The organism is Mesorhizobium sp. B2-3-2 (genome assembly GCF_006442295.1).
In the GTDB taxonomy this organism is placed as follows: domain Bacteria; phylum Pseudomonadota; class Alphaproteobacteria; order Rhizobiales; family Rhizobiaceae; genus Mesorhizobium.
Genome location: NZ_VFWA01000016.1, coordinates 25,483 through 42,230, shown reverse-complemented (window position 1 = coordinate 42,230; position 16,748 = coordinate 25,483). Strand labels below are relative to the sequence as shown.

Sequence of the window (16,748 nt, the reverse complement as noted above, 5' to 3'; positions counted from 1 at the left end):
CCAGCTTTCCAGCTTACTCCACGATGACCGCGGTCTCCACCACGGCATGGAACAGCACGTCGGCTCCTGCCGCCGCCCATTCCTTGGAGATCTCCTCGGCCTCGTTGTGGCTGAGACCGTCGACGCAGGGGCACATCACCATGGCGGTCGGCGCGACGCGGTTGATCCAGCAGGCGTCGTGGCCCGCTCCCGAGACGATGTTGCGGTGCGTGTAGCCGAGCCGGTCGGCGGCATCACGGATCGCCTTGACGCAGCCCTTGTCGAAGGTGACCGGATCGAAATGGCCGACCTGCTCGATCTTGTACTGAATGTCCAGTGCATCGCATATCGTGTCGATGCCTTCGCGGATGCGCCCGTCCATGGCGTCGAGCACTTCCTTCTCCGGCGAGCGGATGTCGATGGTGAACACGGTTCGCCCGGCGATGATGTTGCGTGAGTTCGGATAGACTTCCATGTGGCCGACCGCGCCGACGGCGTCCGGCTGGTAGTCCATGGCAATCTCGTGCACCAGTTCGATCACGCGCGCCATGCCGAGCCCGGCATTGCGGCGCTTGGGCATCGGCGTCGAGCCGGTATGCGCCTCCTTGCCGGTCAGCGTCACCTGCAGCCATTTCAGCCCCTGGCCATGGGTGACGACACCGATGTCGATGCCCTCGTCCTCGAGGATCGGCCCCTGTTCGATATGCAGTTCGAAGAAGGCGTGGATCTTGCGATCGCCGACCTTTTCCGTGCCCTTCCAGCCGATCCGCTCAAGCTCCTCGCCGAATTTCTTGCCGTTCTTGTCCGTGTGCTCGTAGACATCGGCCTGGTCGAGCACGCCGGCGAACACGCCGGACGCCATCATCGCCGGGGCGAAGCGCGTGCCTTCTTCGTTGGTCCAGTTGGTGACGACGATCGGATGTTTGGTCTTGATGCCGAGATCGTTGAGCGAGCGCACCACTTCCAAGCCGCCGAGCACGCCGAGCACGCCGTCATATTTGCCGCCGGTCGGCTGCGTGTCGAGATGGCTGCCGACATAGACCGGCGGCAGGCTGGGGTCGGCGCCTTCGCGGCGGGCAAACATGGTGCCCATCTCGTCGACGCCCATTTCGAGCCCGGCCGCATCGCACCAGCGCTTGAACAGATGCCGGCCCTCGCCGTCCTCATCGGTCAGGGTCTGGCGATTGTTGCCGCCGGCAACGCCGGGACCAATCTTCGCCATCTCCATGATGGAATCCCACAAACGGTCTGAATTGATTCGCAGATTCTCGCCGGGTGCGGCCATTCAAAGTCCTTCCATTTCATAGTCCGGGCAGGTGGCGGTTCCCATCGCCACCCGCCCAGACAAAGGCAAGCCTAGTCGATCGACCTCAGCACTTCACGCACATGGTCGATCAGTTCGTTGATCTGGCCCTTGGTGATGATCAGCGGCGGCGACAGCGCGATGATGTCGCCGGTGGTGCGGATCAGCGCGCCGCGCTCGAATGCCTTGACGAAGGCCGAGAAGGCCCGCTTGGTCGGGCTACCGGCGATCGGCGCCAGCTCAATCGCACCGATCAAGCCGATGTTCCTGATGTCGATGACATGCGGCTCGCCCTTCAGCGAATGCAGCGCGTCTTCCCAATAGGGCGCCAGTTCCTCGCCGCGTGTGAGCAGGCCCTCTTCCTTGTAGGTGTCGAGCGTGCCGAGCGCCGCGGCACAGGCAATCGGATTGCCCGAATAGGTGTAGCCGTGGAAGAACTCGATCATGTGCTCGGGGCCGGTCATGAAGGCGTCGTGGATTTCCTTCTTCACGAACACCGCGCCCATCGGGATGACGCCGTTGGAGACGCCCTTGGCGGTGGTCATGATATCAGGCGTAACGCCGAAATAATCGGCCGCGAACGGCGCGCCAAGACGGCCGAAACCGGTGATGACCTCGTCGAAGATCAACAGGATGCCGTGCTTGGTGCAGATTTCGCGCAGCTTCTGCAAATAGCCCTTGGGCGGCAGGATGACGCCGGTGGAGCCAGCGACCGGCTCGACGATGACGGCCGCTATGGTCGAGGCGTCATGGAGCGCAACGATGCGCTCCAGCTCGTTGGCGAGTTCCGCGCCATGTTCCGGCACGCCCTTGGAGAAGGCGTTCTTCTCCGGCAGGTGGGTGTGAGGCATGTGGTCGACGCCGCCGAGCAGCGTGCCGAACATCTTGCGGTTGGTGACGATGCCGCCGACCGAAATGCCGCCGAAATTGACGCCGTGATAGCCGCGCTCGCGTCCGATCAGACGGGTGCGCGAGCCCTCGCCCTTCACCCGGTGATAGGCGATCGCCATCTTCAACGCGGTCTCGACCGATTCCGAACCGGAATTGGTGAAGAACACGTGGTCCATGCCCTTCGGCGCAACGTCGACCAGGCGGTTGGCCAGTTCGAACACGATCGGGTGGCCCATCTGGAAGGCCGGAGCGTAGTCGAGTTCGGCCGCCTGCTGCTGGATCGCCTCGGTGATCTTGGGCCGGCAATGGCCGGCATTGACGCACCAGAGGCCGGCGGTGCCGTCCAGCACCTTGCGGCCATCGCTGGTCGTATAGTGCATGTCCTTGGCGGACACGAACATACGTGGCGCCTGCTTGAACTGCCGGTTTGCCGTGAACGGCATCCAGAATGCACTGAGATCGTTCGGCGTGACTTTCAGCCGGTTGGACATGACCAAGACTTCCCCTTGTAACCTGTTTCGGTACGTCCAACGCTTGGTCTTTGCCGCGCTTTCGTGCTACGCAAATTTTTGACCGATTGGACAAACGTTAGCACCGCCTTGTCGGCGGTCAAGGGATTACTAGCGGAAATGCGGCTCCTGAAGTGCGTTCCACAGGCCGGGGAAAAACTGGTCCAGAGAATTGGGCCAGACCGCTTTCAACACGAGGGCGCGCAACGGTGAACACCAGCACGGAAGCCCCTCGCCGCACCCGCATCCAGCAGGAGAAGCGCGAACTCATTCTCGAAGCCGCACTCGAGGTGTTCTCCACCAACGGCTTCCGTGGCTCGACCATCGACCAGATCGCCGAAGCTGCGGGGATGTCGAAGCCCAACCTGCTCTATTACTTTCGCCGCAAGGAAGAGATTCACGAGACGCTGATGCAGCGCCTGCTCGACACATGGCTGGCGCCGCTCAGGGAACTCGACGACATCGGCGATCCCCTGACCGAGCTCAGGAGCTACATCAGGCGCAAGCTTGAAATGGCGCGCGATTTTCCGCGAGAGAGCCGGCTGTTCGCCAACGAGATCCTGCAGGGCGCACCACGCATCATGCCGTTGCTGACCGGCGAACTGAAGACGCTGGTCGACGAGAAGGCAACCGTCATCAAGGGCTGGATGCGCGCCGGCAAGATCGCCAGGACGGATCCTTGGCACCTGATCTTCTCGATCTGGGCGACGACCCAGCACTACGCCGATTTCGACGTCCAGGTCCGCGCCGTGCTCGGCCCGAACCGTGGCGGCGACGGCCGCTTCGAGGACGCAGCGAGGTTCCTGGAGCAATTGTTCCTCGACGGGTTGAAGCCGAAGGCCTGACCCTGCCCTGAAGGCTCAGGCGCTGCGCCGCTCGGCCGGCAGTGCATCAAGCAAGCTCTGGAGCTTGGCGATCGAGTTCTGCTCGGCCAGCGGCGTGTAGACGACCAGCCGCATGTCGGATCCATCGTCGATCGACAGGCTCATATGCTCGAAGGCCATCGCGCCGGCCGTCGGGTGGCGGACGTGCTTCAGACCGGTCAGCTTTCGCGCCACGTCGCGGCGGGGCCACCAATCGCGGAACTCGGGACTCGAGCGCATCATCAGCGCGATCAACCGGTCGAAATCGGGATCGCCGACATATTTGGCGCTTTCGGCGCGAAACGAAGCGAGCACCACGCGAGCAAGCTCTTCCCAGTCGACGAGCAGGCGGCGATGGTGCGGGCTGGTAAACACCATGTGGACGATGTTGCGGGCGTCCCCTTCCAGCAAGCCATAATCGCCGAACACCGCGGCGGCTGCCGGGTTCCAGGCGAGCACGTCCCAACGCCGGCCGACGACATAGGCAGGCTGCAGGACGAGGCTCTCCAACATGTGCAGCAACGGCCCGTCGACCTTTTCGGGCGTCGCCATACGATGCTCCGGCTGCTGGCGGCCAGCGAGGATGAACAAATGCCGCTTCTCGACAGCGTCGAGGCGCAGTGCCTCGCAGAGCGCCGCCAGCACCTCTACGGAGGGTCTGACTTCCCTGCCCTGTTCCAGCCAGGTGTACCAGGTGGTGCCGACGCCGGCGATCAGCGCCACCTCCTCGCGCCGCAGGCCCGGCGTGCGCCGCCGCGCGCCGCAGGCAATGCCGGCGGCCTGTGGCGAAAGCCTCTCGCGGCGCGAGCGCAGGAAGGCGCCGAGCTCGCGCCGGCGGCTGTCTTCAGCGGAATGAGAAGGAGCATCCATGATCTTATTATAGCAGTACCGATACCAGGATAAAGTTTGAACTGTTTGGCGCGCGCCCGCTGCCCCATCTTCTGTCGAGAGCGACGAATGGAGGCTCAAACATGGACCTGAAAGACAAGACAATCCTGATCACCGGTTCGACCGACGGTGTCGGCCGGGTCGTCGCGCAACGGCTGGGCGCAGGTGGCGCCCGGGTGCTGGTGCACGGACGCGACGCAGCGCGCGGCAAGGCGGCGGTCGCGGACATCGAGGCGGCCGGTGGCAAGGCCGAGTTCTTCGCAGCCGACCTCGCCTCGCTGGCCGAGGTGCGCCGGCTCGCCGAGGCCGTGCATGAAAAAATCGCTCGGCTCGACATCCTCATCAACAATGCCGGTGTCGGCACGGCGGGCCAAAACGCCAAAAGGCAGGTCAGCGCCGACGGCTACGAACTGCGCTTCGCCGTCAACTATCTTGCCGGTTTCCTGCTGACATCGGAACTTCTGCCGCTGCTGAAGGCCAGCGCGCCGGCGCGTATCGTCAACGTCGCCTCGGCGGGCCAGCAGGCCATCGACTTTAGCGACGTCATGCTGACCCGCGGCTACAGCGGCGTGCGCGCCTACTGCCAGAGCAAGCTGGCGCAGATCCTCTTCACCGTCGATCTCGCCGAGCAGCTCAAGGGCAGCGGGATTACCGTCAACGCCCTGCACCCGGCGAGCTACATGAGCACCACCATGGTCCGCCAGGCCGGCGTGACACCGTGGAGCTCGGTCGAGACCGGCGCAGAGGCAATCGTCAATCTCGCCACCTCGCCTGACCTCGAAGGGCGCAGCGGCCTCTATTTCGACGGCCTTCGCGAATCCCGCGCCGACGCCCAGGCTTACGACACCACGGCAAGACAGCAACTGCGAAGCCTGAGCCTCGACCTTGTCGGGCAGGCGACATCGAAGGACCAGCACTCATGACCGAGAAGATCGAACACACAGTCATCATCGGCGGCTCGTCCGGCATCGGCTTGGCGACGGCGCGAAAACTGCTCGGCCCGGGCATGAAGGTGACGATCACAGGGCGCAATCAGGACAAACTCATCGACGCCTGGAAAAGCCTTGGCGGCGCCGCCGACAAGGCGACGTTCGATGCGTCAAAGCCGAATGAAGTGCACCAGTTCTTCGAGCGTCTCGGCCCGTTCGATCACCTCGTTCTGGCGGCCAGCGGCGGCAAGGGCCTCGGCCCGTTCCAGACACTCGACCTCGCCGACATCGGTGGTGGCGTCGACGAAAAGGTGCGGCCGCAATTATCCTGCTTGCAGGCGGCCTTGCCGACGCTGGACAAATCAGGATCGGTCACCTTCATCTCGGCGGTGTCCGCCCAACTCGCCACGCCGGGCGTCGCCGGCATCGGCGCCGTCAATGGCATGCTCCTGACGGTGGCGCCGATCCTGGCTGTCGAGCTGAAGCCGCTGCGCGTCAACGTCGTGGCGCCCGGCGTCATCGACACGCCTTGGTGGGACTTTTTGCCGGACGAGCAGCGACAAGCGGTCTTCGCGGAATATGCCGGCAAGACACCGGTCGGCCGCATCGGCCGCGCCGAGGACGTCGCCTCGGCCATAGCCTTCCTCGTCTCCAACGGCTTCATGACCGGCCAGGTGCTGACCTGCGATGGTGGTTTGCGGTTCGCGGCCTAGCTGCAACCGTCAAAGCGACTGGGCGATCAGTGTCAGGAAGCCGCCGCTCAGCGCGATATTGCCAACAAAACCATTGATACGCGATGCACGCTCCTGTCCCTGATGGTCCCAGAAATTGTGGAACATCGGTGTGGCGACGATCAGGAACAGCACCAGCGCCATACAGGCAATCGCGGTCCAGAAGCCTACCATCACCAGCATGCCGGCGACGATCTGCAGGACGACGCCGGCCCAAAGCGCCAGCCGCGCCTGCGGCACGCCTCGCGCGGCCATCAGCCCCGTCAAGAAGCCCGCGTTCTGAATGTTGCGCAGGCCGGCGAAGACAAACCCGCCGCCAAGCAACAGCCGGCCGAGAACCAACAAGGCGGCGGTCAAATCGGCAAGCATCAAACGCTCTCCCTTTGAAATAGTGGGAGCGCCGCCTCCCTCGGCGGCGCTCCGATCGTGATCGAGCAATCAGGCGGCCTTGGCGGCAGGCATCGGATGAATGGCGTGGAACGGAATGCAAAGCCGGTTCCAGGTGTTGATCATGCCCAGCGCCACGGAGAGCTTGACCAACTCCTCTTCCGAGAAATGCTCCAGCGTGCGGGCATAGAGCTCGTCCGAAACACCATTGTTGGCGATCAGCGTCACGGCCTCGGTCCAGGCCAAAGCGGCGCGCTCGCGCTCCGAAAACAGCGGCGATTCCTTCCAGGCCGAAACCAGATAAAGCCGCTGTTCGGTCTCGCCGTCGCGCCTCGCCTCGCGGCTGTGCATCTCGACGCAGAAGGAGCAGCCATTGATCTGTGAGGCCCTGAGCTTGATCAGGTGCAGCAGGCTTTCCTCAAGCCCGCATTCGTCGACCGCCTTGTTGAGCGCCGACACCGCTTTCATGATCTCGGGCGCCTTGGCGAAGAACTGGAGCCTCTGTCTCATCATCTTTCCTTTCATGCTTGCTAGGTTGAACGGGATTTCTGCTGTCGCTGGTGGCGCTCGGTGAAAGCGCAGCTTGCCGCGACCGATCGCGGATCGGCGCCTTTCATGAAGTCCGCCACGATGTCGGACAGCCTGACCTCGGCCAGCGCCGTGCGATAGGCGCGCTCCGCCTTCAGCATTGCAGCATTGATGCCGCACGGCCTGACATAGGCCGACGCATCGAGTTTCGTCGGGCCGCGCTGGCGGATTTCGCCGCAGCGGAAAGCCGGCTCGCGCCCTTCGACCGCCAGCACGATGTCCAGCAGCGTGATGCGTTCGGCCGGCTTCGCCAACCGGTAGCCGCCCGCCGGCCCGGGAACCGACTCCAGGATGCGCGCCGCCGTCAGCATGTTCAGATGCTTCAGGAGATAGCTCGGCGACAGACCGAACGCCTCCGCGAGGGCCGCACCTGGCATGGTGCTGTCGCCATCGACGCCCGCCAGCGTCGCCGCGCAGTGGATGGCCGCTTCGACGCCCTCGCCCAGTTTCATGGTGCCAATCTCCTATACATGGATAATTTGTATCTTGGATATTTATTGTCTGCAATAGGAAAACGAAAACGGCGCCCGAAGACGCCGCGTTTTCCTCGATTGTTCCGCTCTACTCCGCCGCCATCTTGGCCATCGGGTTGTTCGGGTGCGTGGTCCAGTTGGCGTAGACCGGCGACACAGGCATGCCGGTGCGTTGGTCCATCACCCCGGCGGCCAGCGGCTCCATGGTGATGCAGTTGTCGACCGGGCAGACATTGACGCACAGATTGCAGCCGACGCATTCGGCCTCGATCACCTCGAAATGCCTGACGCCGGCGACCACGCTGGTGATCGCCTGATGCGAGGTGTCCTCGCAGGCGATATGGCAGCGGCCGCATTTGATGCAGGCATCCTGGTCGATATGCGCCTTGGCGACATAGTTGAGGTTGAGATACTGCCAGTCCGTAACATTGGGCGTGGCACGGCCGATGATCTCGTCGAGCGAGCGATGGCCCTTCTCGTCCATCCAGTTTTCGAGACCGGCGATCATCTCCTGGACGATCTTGAAACCGTAGGTCATCGCCGCCGTGCACACCTGCACGTTCCCCGCGCCGAGGGCCATGAACTCGGCGGCGTCGCGCCAGGTGGTGATGCCGCCAATGCCGGAGATCGGCAGTCCCTGCGTTTCGGGGTCGCGCGCGATCTCGGCCACCATGTTCATGGCGATCGGCTTCACCGCGGGGCCGCAATAGCCGCCATGCGAGCCCTTGCCGTCGATGGTCGGCATCGGCGCGAAATTGTCGAGATCGACACCGGTGATCGAGTTGATGGTGTTGATCAGCGACACTGCGTCGGTGCCGCCGGCATGCGCCGCCCGCGCCGGCTTGCGGATATCGGTGATGTTGGGCGTCAGCTTGGTGATGACGGGCATGCGCGTGTACTGCTTGCACCAGCGCACAACCATTTCGATATATTCCGGCACCTGGCCGACGGCGGCGCCCATGCCGCGCTCCGACATGCCGTGCGGGCAGCCGAAATTGAGCTCGATGCCGTCGGCGCCGGTCTCCTCGACAAGCGGCAGGATCGCCTTCCAGCTTTCCTCGACGCAAGGCACCATGATCGAGGCGATCAGCGCCCGGTCGGGCCACTCCATCTTGACCTGCTTCATCTCGCGCAGATTGGTTTGCAAGTCGCGGTCGGTGATCAGCTCGATGTTGTTGAGGCCGAGCAGACGGCGGTCTGCGCCCCAGATCGCACCGTAGCGCGGGCCGTTGACGTTGACCACCGGCGGGCCCTCTTCGCCCAGCGTCTTCCAGACGACACCGCCCCAACCGGCCTTGAAGGCGCGCACGACATTGTAGGCCTTGTCGGTCGGCGGCGCCGAGGCCAGCCAGAACGGATTGGGCGATTTGATGCCGACGAAATTGTTCCTGATATCTGCCATGCTCATGCCCTCCCGTTCGAGGTCAGTGCCCGGTGGATGGATTCCGCCGCGTCACGCCCTTGCGCCACGGCCGAGACGGTCAGGTCATCGCCACCGAATATGCAGTCGCCGCCGGCCCAGACCTTGGCCAGCGAAGTGCGCCCTTCCGCATCGACCTTGATGCGCCCGGCCTCGAGTTCGATCGCAGCACCGCTGCCGTTGAGCGCAGCGGGGACGAAACTCTGGCCGATCGCCTTGAATACCTGGTCGGCAACGAGGGTCAGCGTCTCGCCGGTGCCGGCAAGCCTGTCGCCGCTCATGGCGGTATATTCGAGCTCGATGGCATTGACCTTGCCGCCTTCGGCAATCACCCGTTTCGGCTGTAGCCAGTGTCGGATGACGACGCCGTTGGCGGCCGCCAGATCCTGCTCGAATTCGGAAGCATTCATATGTTCCTGGCCGCGCCGGTAGCAAATCGTCACCTCTTCGGCGCCAAGCAGCTTCGACTGCACCGCGGCATCGATCGCCGTCATGCCGCCGCCGATGACGACGACGCGGCGGCCGATCGGCAGGCTGGCCAGATCGCTGGCCTGTCGCAGCTCGGAGATGAACTCCACCGCATTGACAACACCGTCCGCATCCTCCCCATCGGCGCGCAGCGCGTTGACACCGCCAAGCCCCGTGCCCAGGAACACCGCATCATAATTGCGGATCAGGTCGGAAAGCTGATAGTCGCGGCCGAGCACCTTGCCGTTCTGGATATCGATGCCGCCAATCGAGGTGACATAGTCGACCTCGGCCTGGGCGAAATTGTCGACGCTCTTATAGGCGGCGATGCCATATTCATTGAGCCCGCCCGCCTTCGCGCGCGCTTCCAGGATTGTGACGTCGTGGCCATGGCGGGCGAGCCGATGGGCGGCGGCAAGGCCGGCCGGCCCGGCGCCCACCACGGCGACCGCCTTGCCTGTCGGCGCGGCACGTGGATAAAATTGCCTGTTCTCGCTCATCGCGATATCGGTGGCATAGCGCTGGAGCCGGCCGATCTGCACCGGCTTGCCTTCCGCCACCTCGCGCACGCAGACCTCCTCGCACAGCGTCTCGGTCGGGCAGACGCGGGCGCACATGCCGCCCAGAATGTTCTGGTCGAAAATGGTCTTGGCCGAGCCGATCGGATTGCCCGTGGAGATCTGGCGGATGAACAGCGGAATGTCGATCGAGGTCGGGCATGCGTTCATGCACGGCGCGTCGTAGCAGAAATAGCAGCGATCGGATTCGACCAGCGCCTCGTGGTGATCGAGCGGCGGATGCAGGTCGGAAAAATTGTCCGCGTACTGGTCGGCAGGCAGCCGGCCGCCTGCAATGCCTTCCCTGAACTGGCCTTCTGCCATCGTCAGTTCCCCTTGTTTTCGTTTTAGGAAAGGCTAGCACGTTTTATTTTTTTATCAATTGGTCAATTTTCGACATAAGTCGCTGAAAAGGCTCTAATAAAACATGACATTTCAGTTCATGTTTTAAGTCCGTGATGCGCGAATATCGAACCTTCGAGGAAAGGCTTTCCGCAAGGCGGCCGGCGCGGCCACGGCGCGCCTGGGACACGCAAATTTTTCCTCCGCTGTCGGATTTCCGTCTCGAAGATCGTCCTATGATGGATCGGAGGACGATCGACGCAAAAGGTGAGGAGACCGATGATGCCGAAATCCCCAATGCCCTTTTTCTGGTACGAATTGATGACATCCAACCTCGATGCCGCCGAGGCGTTCTATACCAAGGTGGTCGGCTGGACCGCGCAACCCTTCGACAAGGCTCCCGGCATGCCGCGCTACATCGTCATGAATGTCGGCGAGCGTGGTGTCGGCGGGTTGATGACGATGCCCGAGGATCCCGCCAAGATGGGCATGCCTCCCGCCTGGCTTGGCTATATCCACACCAGGGATGTCGATGCTGCCACGGCGTCGCTGCAGAAAGCAGGCGGCGCCGTTCATCGCCAGCCCGACGACATTCCGGGCGTCGGCCGCTTCGCCGTCGTCGCCGATCCGCAAGGCGCGACCTTCATGTTCCTGCAGCCGAACGGGCCCGACCAGCCGGTCGTGCCGGCCAGCACGCCGGGCCATATCGGCTGGCACGAGCTTTACACAACCGACTGGAAGGCCGCGTTCGACTTCTATTCCAGCCAGTTCGGATGGACCAATGCCGGCGATTTCGACATGGGACCGATGGGAACCTATCAAACCTTCGCGGCCGGCCCCGAATCCGGTGGCGGCATCATGAACAAACCCGAACAGATCCCGGTGCCGGTCTGGCAGTTTTATTTCAACGTAACCGCCATCGACGCGGCGGCAAAACGGGTGACCGACAATGGCGGCAAGATCCTGATGGGCCCGATGGAGGTCCCCGGCGGCAGCTGGATCGTGCAATGCCAGGATCCGCAAGGCGCCCATTTCGCCTTGATGGCGCCCGGACGGTAAGGGGCTCAACGTCGCACAGGAGGACGGCCTTTGACCGAAGGATTGAAGGCCGTGTCCCCGCTTGGCGCCGAGCTATTCCGGCGTCAGCACCGCGACTTTCAGGCCTGCCTTTTTTGCACCGCTGAACTGGACGGTGGCCGGGCCGGGGGCAAGCTTGAACCGAACGCTCTTGCGAATGTCCGGACAGGTCTTGACCCCGCTGTAGCCGGCCAATTTCACGGTATGGCCGTCCTGAATGACATCGATCCAGGCTTCGCCCGACAGGCTTATCTGGATGCCCCCTTCCGGCGGCACAACCATGCTGGCGACGGCGCCGAATGTGCCAGGCGCGGGGGCACGTTCGGGCGGGAGGGCGAATTCCGCTGTCTCGGCCGGCACCAGGACCAGATCGGCGGCAGCGCCGATCGCCAGCGTCGCCCCTGACGCGGCAGAAGGAGGCGCGGCGAACAGCGCCTGCTCACGCGTTACCGGCCATTTGAACGCCTCGCAGCCGGCGTCCTCGGCCATTGCGAAGCTGGTGCCGGCAAGGATTGCGAAAAAGCTGATGACGACTTTTTTCATGGCGAGAGACCCCAAACGATTTCGACTATCTACAATCGATACAACCATAGAGATAATAATGCAACCCTAGGAGGAAAATATCGACGCGTTGCGGAACATCTCGCATCACCATTTGTTGATGTTAGGTAGCGGGAAGTGAATGGTCCATCTCAGGACGATAATCTAGGCCGGACCTGGGGGTGAAAACGGAGTTTCAGATGGCGCTTTTCGAAGGCTTGGCCCGATACCAGCCACAGGCGCTCGGCGTTCTGCGCATCATGACCGCGCTGCAGTTCATCGAGCATGGCAGCCAAAAGCTGTTCAATTTCCCGGCAAGCGCCGAACCTCACGCCCTCAGCGGATTGACCCTGACAGCCGGCATTCTCGAGTTCGCCGGCGGCATCCTGCTGGCGCTGGGGCTGTTCACCCGCCCAGTCGCCTTCCTTCTGGCGGGCGAGATGGCGATCGCCTATTTCATGGCGCACATGCCGCGCGGCTTCTTCCCCGTCAACAATGGCGGCGATTTGGCGATCTCGTTCTGCTTTATCTTCCTCTATCTGTTCTTCGCCGGCCCTGGCGCCTTTGCGCTCGACAATCGCCGCGCTGCCTGAGAGCCGGATGCGGATTGTTCACGCCCGCATCCGCTCCAAATTGGCGTCGAACAGCGGTACCGGCTGCATGCGTGCGGCATGGCGCCTGCCGAGGATTTCGATCTCGAAGCCTTCGCTCTCCTCGGCGATCTCCTTCGGCACGTAGCCCATGGCGACCGATTTCCTTGAATGATGCGCATAGCCGCCTGACGTCACCCAGCCACGCACCGTGCCGCCGAACCAGATCGGCTCGTCGCCGATGACATCGGCCTCGGCAGCCTCGACGATGAAGGCCCGCAGCCTGAGCCTGCCGCCCTGCGTGCGCTCTGCCAACGCCGCGGTCTTGCCAATGAAATCGGCTTCCTTGCCATAGGCGACAAAGCGATCGAGCCCTGCCTCCAGCGGTCCGTAGATCGGCCGGTATTCGCGCGCCCACGAGCCATAGTTCTTTTCCAACCGCAGTGCGTTCAGCGCACGGGAGCCGAACAGGCCAATGCCGAACTCCTCGCCCGCCGCCATCAGCGCCTGGAACGCCGCGCGCTGATATTCCGGCGCCACCCAGATTTCATAGCCGAGATCACCTGTGTAGCTGACGCGGCCAACCAGGCAGGGCGCCATGCCGATATCCATCTTGCCAATGGCCATGAAGGGAAAGGCGGCGTTCGAGACGTCCGTCCGCGTGACCTTGGCCAGTACGTCCCGCGCCTTCGGCCCGGCGAGGGCAAGGCCGGTGAGCTTCGCGCCCGATGCCTCGATGCGGACAGAACCATCCGCGGGCAGATGCTTTTCGAACCAGCGCATATGGTACTGCTCGGCAATGCCGGAACCGGCGATGAACCACTCTTCCCCATCTCGATCAAGAGGGCCGAGATTGGCCAGCGTGAAATCGCCGATGAGTTTGCCGTCCTCCTTCAGCATAGGCGCCAGCGTCATGCGGCCTGGCCTCGGTAGCTTGCAGGCAAGCAGCCGGTCGAGCCATGCGGCAGCACCCTCGCCTGTCACGCCATATTTGGCGAAGTTCGAAATCTCGGCGAGGCCGACGCCCCCGCGAACGTTTGCAACCTCCCTGCCGACATGGGCGAAATCGCTCGAGCGGCGCCATGAGAACTCATCCCTGACGCCTTCGGGCGCATACCAGAGCGGCACTTCCAGTCCATAGGACACGCCCCATTGCGCGCCCTTGGCCGACAGCAGGTCGTAGACCGGCGTGGTCTTCAGCGGCCGCCCGGCGGGCAATTCCTCATTGGGGAAGCGGATCGAAAAGCGTCTGGAATAGTTCTCGCGCACCTTGGCGTTGGTGTAGGCCATCGTCGCCCAGTCGCCATAGCGCGCAACGTCCATGGCCCAGATGTCGGCGCCGGGATCGCCCTCGATCATCCAGTTAGACAGCGCGAGCCCAACGCCGCCGCCCTGGCTGAAACCGGCCATGACGCCGCAGGCCACCCAGAAGCCCGGCAAACCGCGCACCGGCCCGACCAGCGGGTTGCCGTCAGGCGCGAAGGTGAAGGGTCCGTTGATGATCTGCTTGATGCCGGTGTTCTGAAAGGCCGGGAAATGCCGGAAGCCGACTTCCAGCGACGGCGCGATGCGGTCGATGTCCGGCTCCAGCAGTTCGTGGCCGAAATTCCACGGCGTCTGGTGCTCGGACCATGCCTTGTTGGCCTTCTCATAGGTGCCCATCAGCATGCCGCCGCGCTCCTGGCGCAGATAGAGCTCGCCGTCGAAATCGACGGCGTGGATGATCTCGGTGCCGGTCTTGGCGTTCCAGGCGGCGACTTCCGGCATATCCTCGGTGATCAGGTACATGTGCTCCATGGCCAGCACCGGCAGTTCGAGCCCGACCATGCGGCCGACCTCCCGCGCCCAAAGGCCGCCGGCGTTGACGACATGCTCGGCCACGACCTCCCCCTTGTTGGTGATGACGCGCCACAGCCCGTCGGGACGCCGCACGATGTCCTCGACCTTGGTGAAGCGCTCGACCTCGGCGCCCAGCTTACGCGCAGCCTTGGCATAGGCATGGGTGACGCCGGAGGGATCGAGATGGCCGTCCTCCTTGTTGCGGACAGCGCCGACGAACTGCTTGGGGTCGAGCAGCGGCATCAGTTCGGCCGCTTCTCTCGGTGAGATTTCTTCGAGATCGATGCCGAGATAGCGACCCTTGGCGACGACGCCACGCAGCCAGTCGAGCCGCGCCTCGGTCGCCGCCAGCAGCACGCCGCCAGTCAGATGCACGCCGGTCGCCTGGCCGGAAAGCTCCTCGATCTCCTTGTAGAGGTTGATCGTGTATTTCTGCAGCTTGGCGACGTTGGGATCGCCATTGATCGTATGCATGCCGCCGGCCGCGTGCCACGTCGAGCCTGAAGTCAGCTCGTCGCGCTCCAGAAGCACGACGTCGGTCCAGCCATGGCGGGCGAGATGGAACAGCACGGAACACCCGACGACCCCGCCGCCAATGACCACGACCTTTGCATGCGATTTCATGTTTCTTCTCTGATTCAACGAGTTGGATGGGTTAGATGATTCAAAACGGGATGTTCGTGGCGCATCACGGCTCGCCCGTGCCAATCGCTTCCTTGCGCTTGGCCACATAGGCCTCCAGCGCTTCGCGCACGGCGATGTCCATCGGAGGCTCGACATAGTCTTCGAGCGCCTTCTTCCACAACCGCGTGGCGCGCGCGGTTGCGTCGAGGCCGCCGGCTTCCTGCCAGGCTTCAAAATTCTGCCAGTTCGAAAGCATCGGCTGATAGAAGGCCGTCGCATAACGTTCCAGCGTGTGTGGCTCGCCGAAGAAATGGCCGCCGGTCGGCACCGCACCCAGCGCTTCGACGGCAAGCTCGGCGTCATCGACGACGATCGGGCGCAAACTCCATCATGTGCTGGATCATTTCGACGTCGATGATGAATTTCTCGAATGACGCAGTCAGCCCGCCCTCCTGCCAGCCGGCGGCGTGATAGACGAGGTTGCCGTGGCCGAGCACCGCGCCCCACAGCGCCATCAGCGTCTCATAAGCGCCTTGCGCATCGGCGGCGTTTGAGGCTGAGCCCGGCGTTGTCCGGTAGGGCAGCCCATAACGCCGGGCCAGTTGCCCCGACGCGATGTTGGCCTTGGTGTTTTCAGGCGTGCCGAAGGCCGGCGCGCCCGACTTCATGTCGACATTGGAGGTGAAGGCGCCATACATGACCGGCGCGCCCGGACGCACAAGCTGCGTCAGCACGACGCCGAACAGTGCCTCCGCATTCTGCTGCGCCAAAGCACCCGCCAGCGTCACCGGGCTCATCGCGCCCATCAGCGTGAACGGCGTCACCGCCACCGACTGGCCGAATTCGGCCATCGTCATCAGCCCCTCGGCCATCATCTCGTCGAAACGCCGCGGCGAGTTCACCGAGATGATGGTGGCGATGGCGGGATCCTCGCGCAACTGATCCAGCGTCAGCCCGCGCGCGATCGCCATCATCTCGATGCCGTCCAGCGCCCTGCCCCGGCCGATCGCTGAGACATGGAAGCTTTTGTCGGTCAGCGTGAGATTGGTGAAATAGGTGTCGAGATGGCGCGAATTGGCCGGCAATTCGACTGGAGCGCAGACCTGGTTGCCGAGCATGTGCACGCAGTTGAAATGCTGTGCCAGCCGGGTCAGATCCGCATAATCGCGCAAATTGCCGGCGCGGCGGCCGCGCTCCATGTCGTGCACATTGGGCGGACCGGCAACGAGCGTGAAATTGATGGTGTTGCCGCCCAGATGAACAACGTTGGCCGGATTGCGCGGTGTAAGGGCATAGTTGGGCCGCGTCGTCTTCAGCGCCTCGTCGACCATGCCGCGGTCGATGCGGACGTTCGCCGACGCGTGGTCCACGCTGGCACCGGCCTGCTCGAACAGCGTTAGCGCCCGCGGGCTCATCACCTCGATGCCGAAATTCTCCAATATATGCATCGACGCCTGATGGATGGCCTCAATCTGGTCGGGCGACAGCAAGGCCATCGGCGGATAGGGATTGGTCACCCGCCTCGCCGGCAGCTGCGGGATGAGGCCTGGCCCCCGGTTGCTGGTGCGCTCGGCGCCGCGCTTGCGTCTTGGTTCGTTCATGCCAGGCATCAAAGCCTCGGCAAACCGCGCCAGCTGTCAGAAATACGCCGTTTGCGGGCGGGATTTTAACCGAGGCGGCATTTTCGAAACAGTGATTTATAAAAAGCGACAAGATATGTCGGACAATCAATATGGCACTTTCCGAACCG

At 63.4% G+C, this 16,748-nt stretch carries 15 protein-coding genes and 1 pseudogene; 5 read left to right on the top strand and 11 right to left on the bottom strand.

Annotated elements, in window-relative coordinates:
• Positions 1 to 13: 13 nt before the first annotated feature.
• Together FJ964_RS25710 and FJ964_RS25705 are read right to left on the bottom strand one after the other, a co-directional pair.
• Positions 14 to 1,264: a Zn-dependent hydrolase gene (locus FJ964_RS25710; protein WP_140553042.1), complete on the bottom strand. Its 1,251-nt coding sequence runs from the start codon at positions 1,262 to 1,264 to the stop codon at positions 14 to 16.
• 71 nt (positions 1,265 to 1,335) lie between these two features.
• Positions 1,336 to 2,664, bottom strand: coding sequence for an aspartate aminotransferase family protein (locus FJ964_RS25705; protein ID WP_140521238.1), 1,329 nt, complete (start codon positions 2,662 to 2,664; stop codon positions 1,336 to 1,338).
• A gap of 227 nt (positions 2,665 to 2,891) precedes the next feature.
• Between FJ964_RS25705 and FJ964_RS25700 the strand changes: the two genes are divergently transcribed.
• Positions 2,892 to 3,527 (top strand): TetR family transcriptional regulator C-terminal domain-containing protein, encoded by a 636-nt coding sequence (locus FJ964_RS25700; protein WP_140553040.1) that lies wholly within the window; start codon positions 2,892 to 2,894, stop codon positions 3,525 to 3,527.
• Between the two features lie 15 nt (positions 3,528 to 3,542).
• Here the strand turns inward: FJ964_RS25700 and FJ964_RS25695 are convergent, their stop codons facing one another.
• On the bottom strand, positions 3,543 to 4,415 hold the full coding sequence (locus tag FJ964_RS25695) for a helix-turn-helix transcriptional regulator (RefSeq protein ID WP_140553039.1): 873 nt from the start codon (positions 4,413 to 4,415) through the stop codon (positions 3,543 to 3,545).
• 101 nt (positions 4,416 to 4,516) lie between these two features.
• On the opposite strand from FJ964_RS25695, the gene FJ964_RS25690 reads away from it, so the two are divergent.
• Complete coding sequence (locus tag FJ964_RS25690; protein ID WP_140553037.1) at positions 4,517 to 5,356, top strand: SDR family NAD(P)-dependent oxidoreductase; 840 nt, start codon at positions 4,517 to 4,519, stop codon at positions 5,354 to 5,356.
• Positions 5,353 to 6,075, top strand: a complete 723-nt coding sequence (locus FJ964_RS25685) for an SDR family oxidoreductase (RefSeq protein ID WP_140553036.1) — start codon at positions 5,353 to 5,355, stop codon at positions 6,073 to 6,075. Before FJ964_RS25690 ends, FJ964_RS25685 begins: the two co-directional genes overlap by 4 nt.
• 9 nt (positions 6,076 to 6,084) lie before the next feature.
• On the opposite strand, the gene FJ964_RS25680 is transcribed toward FJ964_RS25685, so the two are convergent.
• From FJ964_RS25680 to FJ964_RS25660, 5 genes are all read right to left on the bottom strand, one after another.
• Positions 6,085 to 6,462 (bottom strand): DoxX family protein, encoded by a 378-nt coding sequence (locus tag FJ964_RS25680; RefSeq protein WP_140553034.1) that lies wholly within the window; start codon positions 6,460 to 6,462, stop codon positions 6,085 to 6,087.
• 69 nt (positions 6,463 to 6,531) lie between these two features.
• A complete protein-coding gene (locus FJ964_RS25675; RefSeq protein WP_140495113.1) occupies positions 6,532 to 6,990 on the bottom strand; it encodes a carboxymuconolactone decarboxylase family protein in 459 nt (152 codons plus the stop codon).
• A gap of 20 nt (positions 6,991 to 7,010) precedes the next feature.
• Positions 7,011 to 7,520, bottom strand: a complete 510-nt coding sequence (locus tag FJ964_RS25670; RefSeq protein ID WP_140553032.1) for an Rrf2 family transcriptional regulator — start codon at positions 7,518 to 7,520, stop codon at positions 7,011 to 7,013.
• 109 nt (positions 7,521 to 7,629) lie between these two features.
• Positions 7,630 to 8,943 (bottom strand): NAD-dependent dihydropyrimidine dehydrogenase subunit PreA, encoded by a 1,314-nt coding sequence (gene preA, locus FJ964_RS25665; protein ID WP_140553030.1) that lies wholly within the window; start codon positions 8,941 to 8,943, stop codon positions 7,630 to 7,632.
• A gap of 2 nt (positions 8,944 to 8,945) precedes the next feature.
• Positions 8,946 to 10,310 carry an NAD(P)-dependent oxidoreductase gene (locus tag FJ964_RS25660; protein WP_140553028.1) on the bottom strand — a complete coding sequence of 455 codons (1,365 nt, stop codon included), beginning with the start codon at positions 10,308 to 10,310 and terminating at the stop codon, positions 8,946 to 8,948.
• 300 nt (positions 10,311 to 10,610) lie between these two features.
• Between FJ964_RS25660 and FJ964_RS25655 the strand changes: the two genes are divergently transcribed.
• Positions 10,611 to 11,387, top strand: coding sequence for a VOC family protein (locus FJ964_RS25655; protein WP_140553027.1), 777 nt, complete (start codon positions 10,611 to 10,613; stop codon positions 11,385 to 11,387).
• A gap of 72 nt (positions 11,388 to 11,459) precedes the next feature.
• Here FJ964_RS25655 and FJ964_RS25650 read toward each other — a convergent pair whose 3' ends face one another.
• Positions 11,460 to 11,948 carry a hypothetical protein gene (locus FJ964_RS25650; protein WP_181172624.1) on the bottom strand — a complete coding sequence of 163 codons (489 nt, stop codon included), beginning with the start codon at positions 11,946 to 11,948 and terminating at the stop codon, positions 11,460 to 11,462.
• A gap of 197 nt (positions 11,949 to 12,145) precedes the next feature.
• On the opposite strand from FJ964_RS25650, the gene FJ964_RS25645 reads away from it, so the two are divergent.
• Complete coding sequence (locus tag FJ964_RS25645) at positions 12,146 to 12,538, top strand: DoxX family protein (protein ID WP_140516674.1); 393 nt, start codon at positions 12,146 to 12,148, stop codon at positions 12,536 to 12,538.
• 18 nt (positions 12,539 to 12,556) lie between these two features.
• Here FJ964_RS25645 and FJ964_RS25640 read toward each other — a convergent pair whose 3' ends face one another.
• On the bottom strand, positions 12,557 to 14,998 hold the full coding sequence (locus FJ964_RS25640) for an FAD-dependent oxidoreductase (protein WP_140553023.1): 2,442 nt from the start codon (positions 14,996 to 14,998) through the stop codon (positions 12,557 to 12,559).
• A gap of 64 nt (positions 14,999 to 15,062) precedes the next feature.
• Positions 15,063 to 16,599, bottom strand: a pseudogene (locus FJ964_RS25635) (trimethylamine methyltransferase family protein).
• Positions 16,600 to 16,748: the final 149 nt, after the last annotated feature.